Here is a 16980-nt window from a genome sequence, read left to right on the forward strand (position 1 = left end):
CCCCGGTGTGGCTGGGGGTCGCGGTCGCAGCCGCCTACTTCGTTCGGCGCCGGCCGCTGCTCAACGTCATCACCGGGCTCGGCGCGCTGCTGCCACTGTGGCTGTTCTACGCCTGGGGCTTCTCCTGGCCGGACGGGCTGACCCTGGCCAGCGCGCCGCGGCCGTCGGCCGGAGCCGCGCTGGCCTGGCTCTTCCTGGACCTGACCGTGCTGGTTCTCGCCACCGGTCCCGTCGCCGTCCGCGCCGCGCGCCGGCTACGCCTGACGCCGGGCTGGCCGTTCCTGGTCGGCGCCACGGCCACCGTGCTGTTCGCGGTGCCGCTGGGCCTCGCCGAGGGCGGGGCGGAACGGAGCTGGCTGCCGGTGTTTCCCTGGCTGCTGGTCGCGGCGGTGGCACCCCGGCCCCGACCGGCCCGGCCGGGCGACCGGTTGCAGGCCGGCAGCCTGCCGGTCATCCTCGTGTCGCTGGGTGCGATCGGGACCCTCGCCCTGCGACTCTGCCTCGGCGGCCCCCAGGCCTGACCCGCGCCCGCCGACGGCCGCGACCGGCTCCGAGCCCGACGGCGCCGGCGGACGGCGTCAGGCAGGTGCGGAGGTCGCCTCGGTGCCGCTCGTGGCCGGTCGGGGCAGCGCGTCGCGGGGGATGTCCGGCTCCAGGAAGATCCGCATCGGGACCGTCAGGGACGCCCGCAGCGCCTCCTCGGCGCCGTCGATGGTCGCGGCGACCTCCCGCATCGTCGCCGTCGGCGCAATCCCGATCTTGGCGGCGACGAGCAACTCGTCCGGGCCCAGGTGCAGGGTCCGCAGGTGGATGACCTTCGTCACCCCGGGTGCGGCGGCGAGCGTGCCGCGGATCGTCGCGACGGCCTGCGGGGTCGCGGCCTCCCCGACAAGCATGCCGTACGCCTCGGTCGCGACGAGCACCGCGACGACGAGCAGCAGGATGCCGATGGCCAGGGTGCCGGCGCCGTCCCAGATGGGATCGTCGAGCAGCAGGGTCAGCCCGACGCCGAGCAGAGCGAAGATCAGCCCCAGCTCGGCGGCGAGGTCCTCGAGCAGGACGATCGGCAGCTCCGGGGCGCGCGCCTCCCGGATGAACTGCCACCAGGAGCGGTCTCCTCTGGTCTTGCTCGACTCGCGGACCGCGGTGGACAGCGAGTAGGACTCGAGCCCGACGGCGATCACCAGGATGACGACGGCGATGAGGCCGCTTTCCAGCTCGTGCGGATGGCGCAGCTTCTCGACTCCCTCGTAGACGGAGAACAGCCCGCCGACGCTGAACAGCACGATGGCGACGAGGAAGGCGGCGATGTACCGCGCGCGGCCGTACCCGAAGGGGTGCTCCTCGTCCGGCGGGCTGGCCGACTTGCGCTGNCCGAGCAGCAGCAGACCCTGGTTGCCGGAGTCGGCGACCGAGTGAATGGATTCGGCGAGCATCGACGACGACTGCGTGAGCAGGAACGCCACGAACTTCGTCACCGCGATGCCCAGATTGGCGGCCAGCGCCGCCAGAACCGCCTTGGTGCCGCCCTGCGTACTCACAAAGACTCTCCACTTCGGGTCAGGCCGGTGTCCCCTCCGACCTGACGTCCCAGTCTGGCAAGTCCGACCCGCCGGCCGTGCGGCGGGTGCGCGCGGGCCCGGTGGCGCGGACGCCCCGACCTCGCGGCCGCCCGGACGCCGCGACCGGCCGCCCGGCGGGCATCACGCCAGGGTGACCTCACGCCAGGGTGATGAGCTCCATCAGATCGGGTGACCAGTTGTCCTCGACGCCGTCGGGAAGCATCAGCACCTTCTGCGGATCGAGCGCCTCGACCGCGCCCGGGTCGTGCGTGACGAGCACCACGGAGCCCTTGTAGGTGGTCAGCGCGGCGAGCACCTCGTCCCGGGAGGCGGGGTCGAGGTTGTTCGTCGGCTCGTCGAGCANCAGCACGTTCGCCGAGCTGCACACCAGGCCGGCCAACGCCAGGCGGGTCTTCTCGCCGCCGGAGAGCGTCTGCGCGCGCTGCTCGACGGTGTCACCGCTGAACAGGAACGCGCCGAGGATGCGCCGCAGCTCCACGTCGGAGGTGCCCGGTGCGGCGGCCCGCATGTTGTCGAGCACGGAGCGGTCGGTGTCCAGCGTCTCGTGCTCCTGCGCGTAGTAACCCAGCCGCAGGCCGTGCCCCGGATGCACCTCGCCGGTGTCGGCGCGCTCCTGACCGGCGAGGATGCGCAGCAACGTCGTCTTGCCGGCGCCGTTGAGCCCGAGGACGACCACCCTCGACCCCCGGTCGATCGCCAGGTCGACGTCGGTGAACACCTCCAGCGAACCGTAGGACTTCGACAGGCCGCTGGCGGTCAACGGGGTGCGCCCGCAGGGTGCCGGGTCCGGGAAGCGCAGCTTCGCCACCCGGTCGGCGACGCGGACGTCGGCGAGGCCGGCGGCCAGCCGCTCGGCGCGGCGGTCCATCTGGTGGGCGGCGCGGGCCTTGGTCGCCTTCGCCCGCATCTTGTCGGCCTGCGCCTTCAGTGAGTCGATCTTCTTCTCGGCGTTGGCGCGTTCCCGCTTACGGCGCCGCTCGTCGAGCTCCCGCTGGTTGAGGTAGGTCTTCCAGTTGACGTTGTAGACGTCGAGGGCGGCGCGGTTGGCGTCGAGGTGGAAGACCTTGTTGACGCACCGGTCGAGCAGGTCGACGTCGTGGCTGACGACGACGAGGCCGCCGTTGTGCGCACGCAGGAAGTCACGCAGCCAGACGATGGAGTCGGCGTCGAGGTGGTTCGTCGGCTCGTCGAGCAGCAGCGTCGCATCCGAGCTGCCGGACCCGGCGAACAGGATCCGGGCCAGCTCGACCCGGCGGCGCTGCCCGCCGGAGAGCGTGCCGATGGGCTGGGCGAGCACCCGGTCGGCCAGGCCCAGCGACGAGCAGATCCGCGCCGCCTCCGCCTCGGCGGCGTACCCGCCGAGGGTGCCGAAGCGCTCCTCCAGGCTGCCGTAGCGGCGAATCGCCGCGTCCCGCGCCTTCGCGTCGACCAGCTCGGCCATCTCCAGCTGCAGCTTCTCCATCTCGCGCAGCAGCACGTCGAGGCCGCGGGCGGACAACACCCGGTCGCGGGCGGTGTCGGTCGGGTCGCCGGCGCGCGGGTCCTGCGGGAGGTAGCCCAGCTCCCCGCGGACGTCGACGCCGCCGGCGAACGGAATGCCCTCCCGCGCCAGCACCTTCAGCAGCGTCGTCTTACCCGCGCCGTTGCGCCCGACCAGACCGATCCGGTCGCCCTGCTGCACCCGGAAGGAGACGGGCTCGATCAGGGTGCGGGCTCCGGCGCGCAGTTCGAGCTCGGACACGATGATCATTGAGGTTGGGCCTCTTTCGGGGGCGACGCCGTGGTGACGTCAGACGGCTACGGACGGCGGTGGAAACGCCACCGGGGCGGGACATCATCCGATCACGACACGGCGATGCGCATGCCGTCCAGACTACGGTGCCGTTCCTGCGGGACGACGTCCCCACGTGGCGACGTCCTCACGCCCCGACGCCCCGCACGCCCTGACGCCCCGCACACCCCGACGCCCCGCACACCACGACGCCTCCCCACCGCGACGTCTCCCCACCGCGACGCCCTCGGGCCGCGACACCCTCGGGCCGCGGGGTCGCCGCCGGCGGGGTCAGGCCAGGCGGGTCACGGCGACGGTGACACCGAGGGAGGTCGAGGTGCCGCCGGAGAAGACGCCGCGCACGGGCGGGACGTCGTTGTAGTCGCGACCGCGGGCGACGACCACGTGCTGCTCGCCGGCGGGGACCGCGTTGGTCGGGTCGAAGCCCCACCACCGGCCGAGCCAGCCCTCCACCCAGGCGTGCGACTGNCCCTCGACGGTCTCGCCGACCTCCGCCGTGGCGGAGGGGTGCTGGTAGCCGGAGACGTAGCGCGCCGGCATGNCCGCCGCCCGCATCAGGACCAGGGCGAGGTGCGCGAAGTCCTGGCAGACGCCCTCGCCGCGGCGCCACGCCTCCACCGCGGAGGTGTGCACACCGGTGGTGCCGGTCCGGTAGGCGAGCCGCTCGCGGACCCAGTCGCCGACGGCGGGGATGAACTCCCGCGGCCCGTGGCGGGCGGCCAGGTCGCGGGCGGCGGCGGCGAGCTCGGGGTGCTCCGGGGTGGACGCCGAGGGGCGCAGGTACTCGACGAACTCGTCCGCGACCGGGTCGGCGCCCAGCCGCTCCCAGGTGGGGACGTCGGTCGGGGGGTGCGGTGCCGCGGCGGTCTNCACGATCGACCGGCCGGTGACGACGAGCTCGGTGTGGGGGGTGTGCAGGTCGAACGCGGTGACCTGGGTGNCCCAGTAGTCCCAGTAGCGGTAGGTGGTCGCCGCCGGTTCGGTGCGGACCGTGGCCTCCAGCGTGAGCTGGGACGCGGCGGTCTGCGGGATGATCCTGACCTCGTTGTAGGAGGACAGCACGGGGCTGGCGTAGCGGTAGCCCGTCGAGTGCTCGATGCGGATCTGCCAGCTCACCAGGAGTCCCCTCGGGTGGGTCGGGTGGGCCGGGTCGGGCCCATCGAGCGGGTCGGGCTCGCCGGCCGCCCCCGGCGCGGCGCCGGGGCCCGCCGCGTCCACCGGGCCGCGCCGTCGCCCCTGGCCGGGCGGACCACCCGGGTGGGACTGGCCGGGCGGGTCAGCCGCGACGGCCGGTTCACGCCGGCACCTCCATCGCCCAGGACCGCGGCGCCTCCCGGGCGAAGTAGCGGGCCGTCACCTCGGCGCTGACCGACGAGCAGGTGCTCTGCAGGGAGGCGAGCAGGTCCGGCATGTTCTCCACGAGTTCGGCGACGCTGTGGAACTCCAGCTCCGTGCGGGTCCGCCCGACGGTGCGCCGGGCGGCGTCGTCCACGGTGGACCGGGGTCGGCCGCGGCCCCCGTCGAGTTCGGCGAGGATGTCCTCGGCCAGCGCCAGCGACCAGTACACCGAGCGCGGGAACAGCCGGTCGAGCAGCAGGAACTCGGCGACCCGGGCGGCGTCGACGGCGCGCCGGTAGGTCCGCAGGTACGCCTCGTGCGCGCCGCAGGAGCGCAGCAGGCTGATCCAGCTCTGCGAGTGCGGGTCGTCGCTGATGCTCGACGACAGCAGCCGGGAGGTCATGTCGACGCGTTCCAGGCTGCGGCCGAGCACCAGGAACCGCCAGCCGTCGTCGCGGGCGAGGGTGGCGTCGACGAGCCCGGCGAGCATCGCGGTGCGCTCGCGGACGTAGCGGAAGAACACGTGCGGGCCGAGCCGGCGGGCCAGCTCCTCGGTGTGCGGCAGGTCGTTCCAGGTGGCGTTGAGGCATTCCCAGACGTCGCTGGAGACGACCACGCGCGCGCTGCGGGCGTTCTCCCGGGCCGCCGAGAGCGCCCCGGTGATGCTGAACGGCCGCGCCGGGTCGTAGGCGAGGGTCTCGGTCACCGTGCGGGAGTCGACCTGCTGGTGGAAGGTCGCGGGCTGGCCCATGACGGCGAGCAGCTCGCGGCCGGCGGAACCCGCGTCGAGCCAGGGGTCCTCCAGCACCCGGTGGACGTGTACGTCGAGGATGCGGGCGGTGGACTCGGCCCGCTCCACGTAGCGGCCGATCCAGAACAGCGACTCGGCGATCCGGCTCAGCATCCCGAGCTCCCGGCGGTCACAGCAGTCGCGGCGGTCACGGCGGTCGCAGCGGTCACGGCGGTCGCAGCGGCACCGGCGATCCCGGCGGCGGCCGCGGGGCCGGCCTGGTTCTGCTGTTGTTGCTGCTGCTGCTGGTCGGAGGAGACCGGACCGTGGTCCGGGCCGCTGGCGGGGCGGGCGGCGGCACCGGGTGGGCGGGCCATCGGCAGCGCCGGTTCTCGCGGGTTGCGCTCGGCGGCGAGCACCCAGGTGTCCTTGGAGCCGCCGCCCTGGCTGGAGTTGACGACCAGGCTGCCCCGCGGCAGCGCGACCCGCGTCAGCCCGCCGGGCAGCACCCACACCTTGGTGCCGTCGTTGACGGCGAACGGGCGCAGGTCCACGTGCCGGGGGCCGAGGCGGTCGTCGGTCAGCGTCGGCGACGTCGAGAGCTTGACGACCCGCTGGGCGATCCAGCCGCGGGGGTCCTCGCTGACCCGCACCCGCAGCTCGGCGAGTTCGGCGTCGCTCGCCTGGGGCCCGATGACGATGCCCTTGCCACCGGAACCGTCGACCGGCTTGACGACGAGGGTGTCCAGGTGGTCGAGGACGTGGGCCCGCTGGTCGGGGTCCTCCAGCCGGTAGGTGTCGACGTTCGGCAGGATCGGCTCCTCGCCGAGGTAGTACCGGATGAGCTCGGGGACGTAGGTGTACATCAGCTTGTCGTCGGCGACCCCGTTGCCGACCGCGTTGGCGATCGTCACGTGCCCGCCGCGGGCGGCGTTGACCAGGCCGGCGCAGCCGACCATCGACNCCGGCCGGAAGTGNAGCGGGTNGAGCCAGTCGTCGTCCACCCGGCGGTAGACGACGTGCACCGGCTGCTCGCCCTCGGTGGTCCGCATGGTGACCTTGTTGTCGCGCACCGTCAGGTCGCGGCCCTCGACCAGCTCCACGCCCATCTGTCGGGCCAGCAGCGCGTGCTCGAAGTAGGCGGAGTTGTAGACGCCCGGGGTGAGCACGACCACCGTCGGGTCGGCGACCTCCGGCGGGGCGGCGGCACGCAGCGCGTGCAGCAGGTGGGTCGCGTAGTCGGCGACCGGGCGCACCCGGTGGGTGGCGAACAGCTCCGGGAAGACCCGGGTCATCGCCCGGCGGTTCTCGATCACGTAGCTGACCCCCGACGGCACCCGGACGTTGTCCTCCAGGACGCGGAAGCCGCCCTGCTCGTCGCGGATGAGGTCGATCCCGGACACGTGCGCCCGCACCCCGTTCGGCGGGTCGATGCCGTGGGCCGCGCGGTGGAAGTGGGCGCTGGTCAGCACGAGCCGGCGCGGCACGATGCCGTCGGCGAGCACCTCGGCCGGTCCGTAGACGTCCGCCAGGAACGCCTCCAGCGCCTGGACGCGCTGGGTGACGCCGCGCTCGATGACGTCCCACTCGTCGCCGTCGAGCAGCCGCGGCACGAGGTCCAGGGGAAACGGCCGCTCCTCACCGAAGAGGTTGAAGGTGATGCCCGCGTCCCGGAACGCCCGGTCCAGGGCGACCTTGCGGGCCGCGAGATCTGCGCTGCTGAGGGGTTGCAACGCGTCATAGAGGGCGGCGTACACGTCCCGGGGGGTGTTCGAGGCCTCGAACACCTCGTCCCAGGCCGCCGTGGCCGCCGCTTCCGCCGGATAACCCTCGAACAGGTCCGCCACAGGCCGGAGCGTAATTTGCGCGTGTTACCACGACATGACGTCACGGACCTGGACGGGGACGTTCACCGTCACCGGATGGTGCGGGCGGGGACCCCCGGCCCTCCCGGCCAACCCGGCGCGGACCGCCGCGGCGCGTACCAGGCAGACTTGAGTCCGCTCGGCCCGGGCCGCGAGACCATGGCCGCCGACCGCCCATCCCACCGCGTGCGCCGAAGCACGCGGGCCGACCGAAAGGCCGAACGATGTCGACGCTGCTGGTGACCGGAGCCGCCGGGTTCATCGGGTCGAACTTCGTCCGCTACTGGCGCGAGCGGCACCCCGCGGACGCCGTCGTGGCGCTCGACGCCCTGACCTACGCGGGCTGCCGGGAGAACCTCGACGACCTCGCCGAGCGCATCACCTTCGTCCACGGCGACATCCGCGACCGCGAGCTCGTCGAGTCCACACTGCGCGAGCACACCGTCGACGTGATCGTGAACTTCGCCGCCGAGTCNCACAACAGCCTGGCGATCATCCGACCGGGCGACTTCTTCTCGACGAACGTGACGGGCACGCAGACGCTGCTGGAGGCGGCCCGCACGGTCGGGGTCGCCCGCTTCCACCAGATCTCCACCTGCGAGGTCTACGGGGACATGGACCTCAACGACCCGGGGGCCTTCACCGAGGACGCCCCCTACCTGCCGCGCACCCCGTACAACGCGGCGAAGGCCGGCGGCGACCACGCCGTGCGCGCCTACGGCTACACCTACGACCTGCCGGTCACGATCACCAACTGCTCGAACAACTACGGGCCGTACCAGTTCCCGGAGAAGGTCATCCCGCTGTTCGTGACCCGCGCGCTACAGGGCGAGCAGCTCCCCCTGTACGCGTCGACGACGAACCGGCGCGAGTGGCTGCACGTGATGGACCACTGCCGGGCGATCGACGCCGTGCTCGACCGCGGCCGCGTCGGCGAGACCTACCACGTCGGCTCCGGGGTCGAGGCCGACATCGAGACCATCGCCGACACCGTCCTCGCCGAGCTCGGCCTGCCGGCGTCACTGAAGACGATCGTGCCCGACCGGCCCTCCCACGACCGCCGCTACCTGCTGGACTCCACCAAGCTGCGCACGGAGCTCGGCTGGTCGCCGCTGATCGACTTCAGCGAGGGGATGCGCTCCACGATCGCCTGGTACAAGGAGAACGAGGCCTGGTGGCGCCCCCTGCTGGGCCGCTCCCCCGTGTCCGAGACCGCCTGGCAGCGCTGACCACCCATGCGGGCCGGCAGCGTCACCGCCGGCACACGTACCGCCAGCACACCCCGGGTGACGTGGTCTGCAGTGACGTGACGCGCCAGATCTGTCACACCTGCCTGGCATGGTGGCGGCATGCCCACTTCCGCCCACGAGTTACCGCTTGAGCTCCTCCGNCTCGATCCCGCCCTGCCCGACTGGGTCCAGACGGAGCTGCTCGGCGGTGCGGACGCGCCCGCGTTCGACCACGCCCGGCTGCACGACCCCCATGTGCGGCCGCAGACCTTTCTCGCCGACGCGATGGTGCTGTACTGCGACGCGGAGGACATCCCGGTACGGGGCACCGTCTACGAGGTTCAGCGCGGCCGTGACGCGCGCAAGCTGGGGTCGTGGAAGCTGTATGTCGGTCATCTGGAGACCGAGTTCCGGGTGANGGCCTCCCTGGTGGTGTTCGTGCCGGATCCGGCGGTCGCCCGCTGGTACCGCGACCAGATCGCCGCGGACACCCACAGCGGGGCGCGGCTGTCTCCGCGGATGTTCACCGCCGACGACGTTCCGCTGCTCCCGGACGTCGAGCAGGCGACGGCGCGGCCGGNGTCCGCGCTGTTTGCGGCGACGTGCCACCTTGACGACGCCGACATCGACGTGATGTTCCCGGCGCTGCTCGCGGCGCTGGACGCGCTGGAACCCGAGAAAAAGATCTTCTACGATGATGTGACCGTGGGTCGGCTGCCTCAGGCGGCCCGCGACCGATGGGAGGCTTTCCTCATGACGACTGCCGTCGGACGGCGCTACCACTACGAACGCTACAACGAGATCGACGCACGCGGAGAAGCCCGCGGAGAAGCCCGCGGGGAGGCTCGCGGAGAAGCCCGCGGGGAGGCTCGCGGCGAGGCGAAGGCGGTGCTGCTCGTGCTGGACAGCCGCGGGGTCCCCGTGCCCGAGGCGGTTCGTCGGCGGATCCTGGAGTGCGTCGACATCGACCTGCTGGATCTGTGGCTGCGGCGCGCAGCCACGGCGGACGACGTCGACGACGTCATCCGCGGCCACACCGGCCAGGCCTGAGGGGATCCGCCGGGCGGCGGGCTCCCCGTCCCACGTTCGGTTAACGGCCGGCCACGGAGTCGTACAGGGCCGCGGTGCGCTCGGCGACGGCCGCCCAGGCGAACTCGCCGACCGCCCGCTCCCGGCCGGCGCGGCCCATCGCCGCGGCCCGCGCGGGGTCGGCGAGCACGGTGTTGACGGCGTCGGCGAGCGCCTTCGGCTCGTCCGGCGGAACGAGCAGCCCGGTGACGCCGTCGTCGACGACCTCCGGGATGCCGCCGACGCGGGAGGCGACGACGGCGGTGGAGCAGGCCATCGCCTCCAGGTTGACGATGCCCAGCGGCTCGTACACCGACGGGCAGACGAACACGGTGGCGTGGCTGAGGAGCTGGATGACCTCGGGCTTGCTCAGCATCCCGTTCAGCCAGACGACGCCGCCGCGCTCGACGCGCAGCCCGTCGACCAGCGCGGTGGTCTCCGCGAGCAGTTCCGGGGTGTCCGGGGCGCCGGCGCAGAGCACGAGTTGCGCCCGCGGGTCGATGGCCGCCGCGGCGCGCAGCAGCACCGGCAGCCCCTTCTGCCGGGTGATCCGCCCCACGAAGATCACCGTGGGCCGCTCCGGGTCGACCCCGTGCCGTTCGAGGACGTCGGTCGCCGGATCGGGCCGGTACTCGTCGGTGTCGATGCCGTTGCGGATCACGTGCACCCGCGCCGGGTCGACCGCCGGGTAGGCGTCGAGGATGTCCGCGCGCATCCCGGCGCTCACCGCGACCACCGCCGCCGCCGACTCGATGGCGATCCGCTCGGACCACGACGACAGCCGGTAGCCGCCGCCGAGCTGCTCGGCCTTCCACGGCCGGCGCGGCTCCAGCGAGTGCGACGTCATCACGTGCGGGACGCCGCCGAGCAGGGCGGCGAGGTGGCCGCCGAGGTTCGTGTACCAGGTGTGGGAGTGGATCACGTCCGCACCGGCGGCCACCGCCGCCATCGACAGCTCCATCGACAGGGTGCGCAGCACGTCGTCGGAGCCGGCGAGCGCCGCCCAGCTCGGGTGGGCGCGCACCGCGGCGACGCCCGGCCCGCCGGCCGCCTCCAGCACGGACCGGTCATCACCGCCGGCCACCTCCCGCTGCCCGCCGGCCTCCCGGTGCACGGTGAGGTCGACGAGCCGGGCGAGTTCGCGGGCCAGGTACTCGACGTGCACACCCGCCCCGCCGTAGACGTCCGGGGGGAACTCGCGGGTGAGCAGCGCGACGCGCATGGACTGTCTCTCCATCGACGGGGTGGACGAGTGGGTGGAGGTGGCGCGGGTGCAGTGGTGGCGCGGGTGCAGTGGTGGCGCGGTCAGTCGGTGACGGTGACGCCCTTGCCGACCACGGTGATGCCGCGTTCGCTGACGGTATAGCCGCGGGCGCGGTCGCGGTCCTTGTCGACGCCGACCTGGGCGCCCGGCGGGACGTGGACGTTCTTGTCGAGGATCGCGTCGCGGACGACGGCGCCGCGCCCGACGACGGCGTTGTCCAGGACGACCGCGCGGTCGACCTCGGCCCAGGAGTTGATCCGCACGCCCGGCGAGAGCACCGCGGAGCGCACCGTGCCGCCGGAGACGATCACCCCGTTGCTGACGATGCTGTTGATCGCGATGCCGGTGCGCCGCGGATCGTCGTGGACGAACTTGGCCGGCGGCAGCGACGGCACGCTGGTGAAGATCGGCCACTCGCGGTTGTACAGGTTGAACACCGGGTCGAGCGCGCACAGGTCCATCTGCGCGTCGAAGTAGGAGTCGAGCGTGCCGACGTCGCGCCAGTACCCGCGGTCGCGGGCGGTCGTGCCGGGCACGACGTTGTCGCTGAAGTCGTAGACGGCCGCGGCGCGCTGCGCGACGAGCATCGGGATGATGTCGCCGCCCATGTCGTGCCGGCTGTCCTCGTCGGCGGCGTCCTTGCGCAGCGCGTCGATGAGCACGTCGGTGGAGAAGACGTAGTTGCCCATGGACGCGAACGTCTCTTCCGGGCTGCCCGGCAGGCCGGGCGGGTCGGCGGGCTTCTCCAGGAACGCCTCGATGATCCGCCCGTCCCGGCCGGTCTGGATGACCCCGAACGACCGGCCCTCCGCGCGCGGCACCCGTAACCCGGCGACGGTCACCCCGGCGCCGGAGTCGAGATGCTGGGCGACCATCTGCCGGGGATCCATCCGGTAGACGTGGTCGGCGCCGAAGACGACGACGATGTCCGGGTTGTCGTCGTGGACGAGATTCAGCGACTGGTGGATGGCGTCGGCGCTGCCGGCGAACCACCGGGGGCCGAGGCGCTGCTGCGCCGGCACCGGGGTGACGTAGTTGCCCAGCAGGTTGCTCATCCGCCACGTCGTGGTGATGTGCCGGTCGAGGCTGTGGCTCTTGTACTGGGTGAGCACGGCGATCCGCAGATAGCCGGCGTTGACCAGGTTGGACAACACGAAGTCGATCAGCCGGTACAACCCACCGAAGGGAACGGCGGGCTTGGCCCGATCGGCCGTCAGCGGCGCCAGCCGCCGCCCGGCCCCCCCGGCCAGCACCAGGCCGAGGACCCGCGGACTCGGCACAGACTTGCTCCCGTCTCATGGCATGGTCTGCGGGGCGATCCGCGGGCCGACACGTCCCTGCCCGGCCGGGTACACATCCACACCCGGCGTCCCGAACGACCCCGAATCCACCCCGAGCCCAAAGGGAAAAGCCGCCGGATGGGGATCGTTGCCGGGAATGACCGATGACTCCGCCGATCGCCTGTTGCGACCCTACAAGCTGGGCCTGGAAGGCTAGGAACCACCGCCGGACGACTGCCCCGAACGGGGTCGACTCCAGGCCCCGAACCGGCCCGGTCGGGCCACGCCGGCGGCCGGCCCAAACGCACGGGCAGCCGCAGGAGAGAGCGGCCCGGCGACCCCTGGCCGGTAGCTCCACTCGCCTCCGGCGCGTCAGGTCGCGCGTCGGGCGCGATGGCGGGTGGCGATGCCGAGCAGGATGCCCCAGACCACGAAGTGGGGGTCCCAGAGGGCGAGATGCCAGTAGAAGGCGTACCAGTCGGTGTCCTGGGNGGCGTCGATGACACCGACGACCACCAACAGTTCGGTCCACACGATCACGCCGCCGTAACCCACCAGCAGGACGGTGCTCACCCGACCCCAGCGCTGGACCAGGGCGAGCGCGAACATCACGCCCGCGGCCTTGAGCACCACCGCGCCCCACGCCAGCGCCGACGCGGTGCTGGCGCCGTCGCGGACAAGGTCCTCGACGGGGCCACCGACCGTGTCGATGCCGGCCGTGCCCCCCAGCGCCCAGTAGAGGCTCACCAGCGCGAACAGACCGGCCCAGACTGCGGCGGCGTAGCCGGCCGAGGTCGTCCGTTCCGCCAGTCCCGCCTCTTTCCGGCGTTCCGTCGTCACGTCCAGCATCAGGCGGTTCCCTCAGCCGCACGGTCTCTCACTGTTCGTAGCATGTCATGTCGCATCGGCACGGCCCATCGGATGGCGAGCCGGCCTGGCCGGAAGGCGAGTTCCGGCCAGGCCCGTGGCGGGCAACGCCGACGGCGGGACGGCGCGTCCACGCGATCAGCCGAGGAACGGCTGGACGAGCCGGCGAATCTCCGCCGGTGCGTCCAGGGGGATGAGGTGGCCGCAGTGGTCGATCAGGGTCCGCCCCGCGGCGGCTGCCGCCGAGACCGCGCAGATCCGGAGCGATCACGCGGTGGGTCGCGGCGAACTGGGTCAGCACCAGGTTCCACAGGTCGTGCGGGTGTGGCCAGCCGTGCGCCCACGGATCGATGATCTTGTGCCACTGCAGGAGACGGCGCTCCGTGATGCGCGGCGCGGCGCCGGCGGCAAACGCACCCGGGCTCTGTCAGGGGTCGAGTAGCGCGGCGGCCAGCGCCCTGGCCTGCGCCTCGCCGGAACACCTTGATCACGACACGGTTCCGCGGAACACCTTGCCGGGGCCTGGGGCCCCGGCCGGTGCCAAGGGGCCGNCTTGGCGAGATGGGCCAGATTCCCAGCTTCCGCTTCTCCGGCGCGCGAAACGCGCTGCCTGTCGCCGCCTTGCCCGGTGCCGCCGAAATGATGGCGCGATCATGCGCCTGGTGCGTGACGGCCCAGCGTCACGGGCTGAGGGTCGGCGGGCGGGTACCGGCACCGTCCGCTGGTAACGCTGCAGGTCGAGAAGCGCGACATCGCCAACCACGGCGACCGGCGTAAGGCTCTCGGCTGGGACGTCGAGCTGGTGAACGTCGAGCTGGTGAACGTCGGGTCGAACCTTCGCCACCAGTTCGGGGTGAACGTCACGGGACCGCTCGACGGCGGCCCGGTCTGGCCGGACGATGATCCCGGCCAGACCGGCGGCGGCTCGCTGGGCGAGTCAGACGTTGAAGCCGAGGGCGCGCAGCTGCTCGCGACCGTCGTCGGTGATCTTGTCGGGGCCCCACGGGGGCATCCAGACCCAGTTGATCGTCACGCCGGCGACGAGGCCGTCGGGGCCGTCGACGAGCGCGGAGCGGGTCTGGTCCTCGATGACGTCGGTCAGCGGGCAGGCCGCCGAGGTCAGCGTCATGTCGAGGGTGACCGTGTTGTCGTCGGCGACGTGGATGCCGTAGACGAGGCCGAGGTCGACGACGTTGATGCCGAGCTCGGGGTCGACGACGTCGCGCATCGCCTCCTCGATGTCGGCGAACTCGGCGAGCTCCAGGCCCGCGGCCCGCTCCGCGACCGTGGCCGGCGCGATGCCGCCGGCGGCAGCCGCGGGGCCGGTGGCGTCGGCGGTCGGCGCCGGGCTGTCGCTCGCCGCCGTCTCGGCGCGAGTGTCGGTGACCGCGTCGCTCATGGCTTCTCCTGCTCGGGTACGTCGAGGGGTGCGCCGGCGGGGAGGGGCGCGGCGGCGGAGGCACCGGCGGCCGGGTCGACGGCCTTGGCCGTCGCGTCCTTCCAGGCCATCCAGGACAGCAGGGCGCACTTTACCCGGGCGGGGTACTTGGAGACGCCGGCGAACGCCACCGCGTCCTCCAGCACGTCCTCGTTGCCCTCCGCGGTACCCCGCGACTGCATCAGCGCCAGGAACTCGNGTTCGAGCTCCAGCGCCTCGTCGACCTTCTTGCCGATGACCAGGTCGCTCATGACGCTCGCCGAGGCCTGGCTGATCGAGCAGCCCTCGCTCTCGTACGAGACATCCTCGACGACCCCGTCGGAGACCTTCACCCGGAGGGTGACCTCGTCCCCGCAGGTCGGGTTGACGTGGTGCACCTCGGCGTCGAACGGGTCGCGCAGGCCGCGGTGCAGCGGGTTGCGGTAGTGATCCAGGATGATCTCCTGGTACATGGAATCGAGCTTCACCTCGAGAAGAACCTCCGAACCCCGTGCAGACCTTCCACCAGCGCGTCGACCTCGCCGGTCGTCGTGTACAGGTGAAACGACGCCCGGGTCGTGGCCGGCACGCCGAAGCGCAGGCAGACCGGCCGGGCGCAGTGGTGGCCGACGCGCACGGCGATGCCGCGCTCGTCGAGGAGCTGCCCCACGTCGTGGGGGTGGATCGCCCGGCCGGCGTCGTCGTGCAGGACGAACGAGATCGCCCCGCCGCGGTCGACGTCGGTCGGCGGGCCGATGATCCGGGTGCCGGGGACGGTGGCCAGCGCGTCGAGGGCGTAGGCGGTGACGGCGTGCTCGTGCGCGGCGATCGCCGGCATGCCCAGCGCCGTCAGGTAGTCGACGGCGGCGCCGAGCCCCACGACCTGGCTGATCATCGGGGTGCCGGCCTCGAAGCGGTGCGGCGGGGCCGCGTAGGTCGACCCCTCCATCGTGACGATCTCGATCATCTCGCCGCCGCCGAGGAACGGGGGCATGACCTCGAGGAGCTCGTAGCGCCCCCAGAGCACCCCGACGCCGGTCGGCGCGCACATCTTGTGGCCGGTGAAGGCCAGGAAGTCGACGCCGAGCGCGGCGACGTCGATCGGCATGTGCGGCACCGACTGGGAGCCGTCGAGCACGGTGAGCGCGCCGACCTCGCGGGCCCGGGCGACGATCCGCGCCACCGGGTTGACCGTGCCGAGGATGTTCGACTGGTGGACCATCGAGACGACCTTCGCCCGGTCGGTGATGACCGCGTCGAGGTTGTCGAGGTTCAGCCGGCCGTCGTCGGTCAGCCCGATCCAGCGCAGGGTGGCGCCGGTGCGCCGGGCGAGCATCTGCCAGGGCACCAGGTTGGAGTGGTGCTCCATCTCGGTGACGACGATCTCGTCGCCGGGGCCGAGCCGGAAGCGCTCCGCCTCCGCGCCGGTGGTCTCGGCGTTGCTCATGGCGTAGGCGACGAGGTTGAGCGCCTCGGTGGAGTTCTTCGTGAAGACGACCTCGCGCCGGTCGGTCGCGCCGACGAACGCGGCGACCTTGTCCCGCGTCGCCTCGTACAGGCCGGTGGCCTCCTCGGCGAGCACGTGGATGCCGCGGTGCACGTTGGCGTTGTGCAGCTCGTAGTAGGCGCGCTCGGCGTCGAGGACGGCCAGCGGCTTCTGCGAGGTGGCGGCGCTGTCGAGGTAGACCAGCGGCAGGTCGTCGTGCACCGTGCGGGCCAGGATCGGGAAGTCCTTGCGGACCTGCTCGACGTCGAAGCCCGCGGTGCCCGCAGCGCCCACGGTGCCCGCGGTGCCGCCGGCGACCAGCGACTCGGTGAGCGTCATGACACCGCTCCCGCTCCCGCCGGCGCCGCGGCTCCGCCGCCCTTGACGTAGCGGTCGTAGCCGGAGTCCTCCAGCACGGCGGCGAGCTCCGGGCCGCCCTCGTCGACGATCCGTCCGGCCGCCATGACGTGCACGAACTCGGGCTTGATGTAGCGCAGGATGCGGGTGTAGTGGGTGATGAGAAGGATGCCCGTCTCCCCCTTGGCCCGCACGGCCTCGATGCCGCCGGACACGATGCGCAGCGCGTCGACGTCGAGGCCGGAGTCGGTCTCGTCGAGCACGGCGATCTTCGGCTTGAGCAGCGCCATCTGGAGGATCTCGTGGCGCTTCTTCTCGCCGCCGGAGAAGCCCTCGTTGACACCGCGCTCGGCGAACGACGGGTCCATCTCCAGGGCTTCCATGGAGGCCTTGACCTCCTTGACCCAGGTGCGCAGCTTCGGCGCCTCGCCGCGCACGGCCGTGGCCGAGGAACGCAGGAAGTTCGACACCGACACCCCGGGGATCTCCACCGGGTACTGCATCGCCAGGAAGATCCCGGCGCGGGCGCGGGCGTCCACGCCCATCGCGAGGACGTCCTCGCCGTCGAGCGTGATGCTGCCGTCGGTCACGGTGTACTTGGGGTGGCCCGCGATCGAGTACGACAGCGTCGACTTGCCCGAGCCGTTCGGACCCATGATCGCGTGCGTCTCGCCCTTGCGGACGGTGAGGTCGACGCCGCGCAG

General features: G+C 72.5%; 10 protein-coding genes and 14 pseudogenes. 3 read left to right on the forward strand and 21 right to left on the reverse strand.

Translation table 11 applies throughout. The annotated features are described in order from the left end of the window. Positions 1-521, forward strand: a pseudogene (locus tag UK94_RS61115) (hypothetical protein); the annotation flags it as partial. Between the two features lie 57 nt (positions 522-578). On the opposite strand, the gene UK94_RS21615 reads toward UK94_RS61115, so the two are convergent. The 12 genes and pseudogenes from UK94_RS21615 to UK94_RS61160 form a co-directional block, all read right to left on the reverse strand. After that, positions 579-1373: cation diffusion facilitator family transporter (locus UK94_RS21615; protein WP_235489140.1), on the reverse strand; the 795-nt coding region annotated here is incomplete at its 5' end. 1 nt (position 1374) lies between these two features. After that, a pseudogene (locus UK94_RS61120) lies at positions 1375-1541 on the reverse strand (cation transporter); the annotation flags it as partial. Between the two features lie 178 nt (positions 1542-1719). Then, positions 1720-1925, reverse strand: a pseudogene (locus UK94_RS61125) (ABC transporter ATP-binding protein); the annotation flags it as partial. Between the two features lies 1 nt (position 1926). After that, positions 1927-3333 (reverse strand): annotated as a pseudogene (locus UK94_RS21620) (ABC-F family ATP-binding cassette domain-containing protein); the annotation flags it as partial. Between the two features lie 312 nt (positions 3334-3645). Continuing rightward, a partial coding sequence (locus tag UK94_RS61130) for a transglutaminase family protein (RefSeq protein WP_235489141.1) occupies positions 3646-3843 on the reverse strand: 198 nt, incomplete at its 5' end. Position 3844: 1 nt separating this feature from the next. Beyond that, positions 3845-3916: pseudogene (locus tag UK94_RS61135) on the reverse strand (hypothetical protein); the annotation flags it as partial. 1 nt (position 3917) lies between these two features. Next, a pseudogene (locus UK94_RS61140) lies at positions 3918-4194 on the reverse strand (transglutaminase family protein); the annotation flags it as partial. 51 nt (positions 4195-4245) lie between these two features. Next, positions 4246-4315 (reverse strand): annotated as a pseudogene (locus UK94_RS74630) (hypothetical protein); the annotation flags it as partial. 1 nt (position 4316) lies between these two features. Then, a pseudogene (locus UK94_RS61145) lies at positions 4317-4491 on the reverse strand (transglutaminase N-terminal domain-containing protein); the annotation flags it as partial. Between the two features lie 178 nt (positions 4492-4669). Then, entirely contained in the window at positions 4670-5617 is a 948-nt protein-coding gene (locus UK94_RS21630; RefSeq protein WP_011605664.1) for an alpha-E domain-containing protein, read from the reverse strand. Next, positions 5611-6406, reverse strand: a 796-nt coding sequence (locus UK94_RS61150) for a circularly permuted type 2 ATP-grasp protein (RefSeq protein ID WP_235489145.1), incomplete at its 5' end; no start/stop codon positions are given. The genes UK94_RS61150 and UK94_RS21630, both read right to left, overlap by 7 nt. 23 nt (positions 6407-6429) lie before the next feature. Continuing rightward, positions 6430-7290 (reverse strand): annotated as a pseudogene (locus UK94_RS61160) (circularly permuted type 2 ATP-grasp protein); the annotation flags it as partial. A gap of 242 nt (positions 7291-7532) precedes the next feature. Here UK94_RS61160 and UK94_RS61165 point away from each other — a divergent pair. Together UK94_RS61165 and UK94_RS21640 are read left to right on the forward strand one after the other, a co-directional pair. Beyond that, on the forward strand, positions 7533-7783 hold a 251-nt coding region (locus tag UK94_RS61165), incomplete at its 3' end, for a GDP-mannose 4,6-dehydratase (protein ID WP_235489148.1). Position 7784: 1 nt separating this feature from the next. Further along, positions 7785-8537: pseudogene (locus UK94_RS21640) on the forward strand (GDP-mannose 4,6-dehydratase); the annotation flags it as partial. A gap of 1090 nt (positions 8538-9627) precedes the next feature. Here UK94_RS21640 and glgA read toward each other — a convergent pair. From glgA to sufC, 9 genes and pseudogenes are all read right to left on the reverse strand, one after another. Beyond that, positions 9628-10827: a glycogen synthase gene (gene glgA / locus UK94_RS21650; RefSeq protein WP_041939532.1), complete on the reverse strand. Its 1200-nt coding sequence runs from the start codon at positions 10825-10827 to the stop codon at positions 9628-9630. A gap of 83 nt (positions 10828-10910) precedes the next feature. Beyond that, the gene (gene glgC, locus UK94_RS21655) at positions 10911-12149 is read right to left on the reverse strand and encodes a glucose-1-phosphate adenylyltransferase (RefSeq protein WP_011605671.1); all 1239 of its coding nucleotides are present in this window, start codon (positions 12147-12149) and stop codon (positions 10911-10913) included. A 372-nt stretch (positions 12150-12521) separates the two neighbouring features. Then, positions 12522-12640, reverse strand: a pseudogene (locus tag UK94_RS61170) (DUF3995 domain-containing protein); the annotation flags it as partial. A gap of 1 nt (position 12641) precedes the next feature. Beyond that, a pseudogene (locus tag UK94_RS21660) lies at positions 12642-12998 on the reverse strand (DUF3995 domain-containing protein); the annotation flags it as partial. 955 nt (positions 12999-13953) lie between these two features. Next, positions 13954-14415 carry a metal-sulfur cluster assembly factor gene (locus tag UK94_RS21670; RefSeq protein ID WP_011605674.1) on the reverse strand — a complete coding sequence of 154 codons (462 nt, stop codon included), beginning with the start codon at positions 14413-14415 and terminating at the stop codon, positions 13954-13956. Continuing rightward, positions 14412-14652: pseudogene (locus UK94_RS61175) on the reverse strand (SUF system NifU family Fe-S cluster assembly protein); the annotation flags it as partial. The gene UK94_RS21670 and the pseudogene UK94_RS61175, both read right to left, overlap by 4 nt. 1 nt (position 14653) lies before the next feature. Next, a pseudogene (locus UK94_RS61180) lies at positions 14654-14921 on the reverse strand (SUF system NifU family Fe-S cluster assembly protein); the annotation flags it as partial. After that, positions 14918-16258 (reverse strand): cysteine desulfurase, encoded by a 1341-nt coding sequence (locus tag UK94_RS21680; protein WP_011605676.1) that lies wholly within the window; start codon positions 16256-16258, stop codon positions 14918-14920. The pseudogene UK94_RS61180 and the gene UK94_RS21680, both read right to left, overlap by 4 nt. Beyond that, positions 16255-16980, reverse strand: a 726-nt coding sequence (gene sufC, locus UK94_RS21685; RefSeq protein WP_235489151.1) for a Fe-S cluster assembly ATPase SufC, incomplete at its 5' end; no start/stop codon positions are given. The genes sufC and UK94_RS21680, both read right to left, overlap by 4 nt.

The sequence above is a fragment of the Frankia sp. AvcI1 genome, from assembly GCF_001420875.1.
GTDB lineage: Bacteria > Actinomycetota > Actinomycetes > Frankiales > Frankiaceae > Frankia > Frankia alni.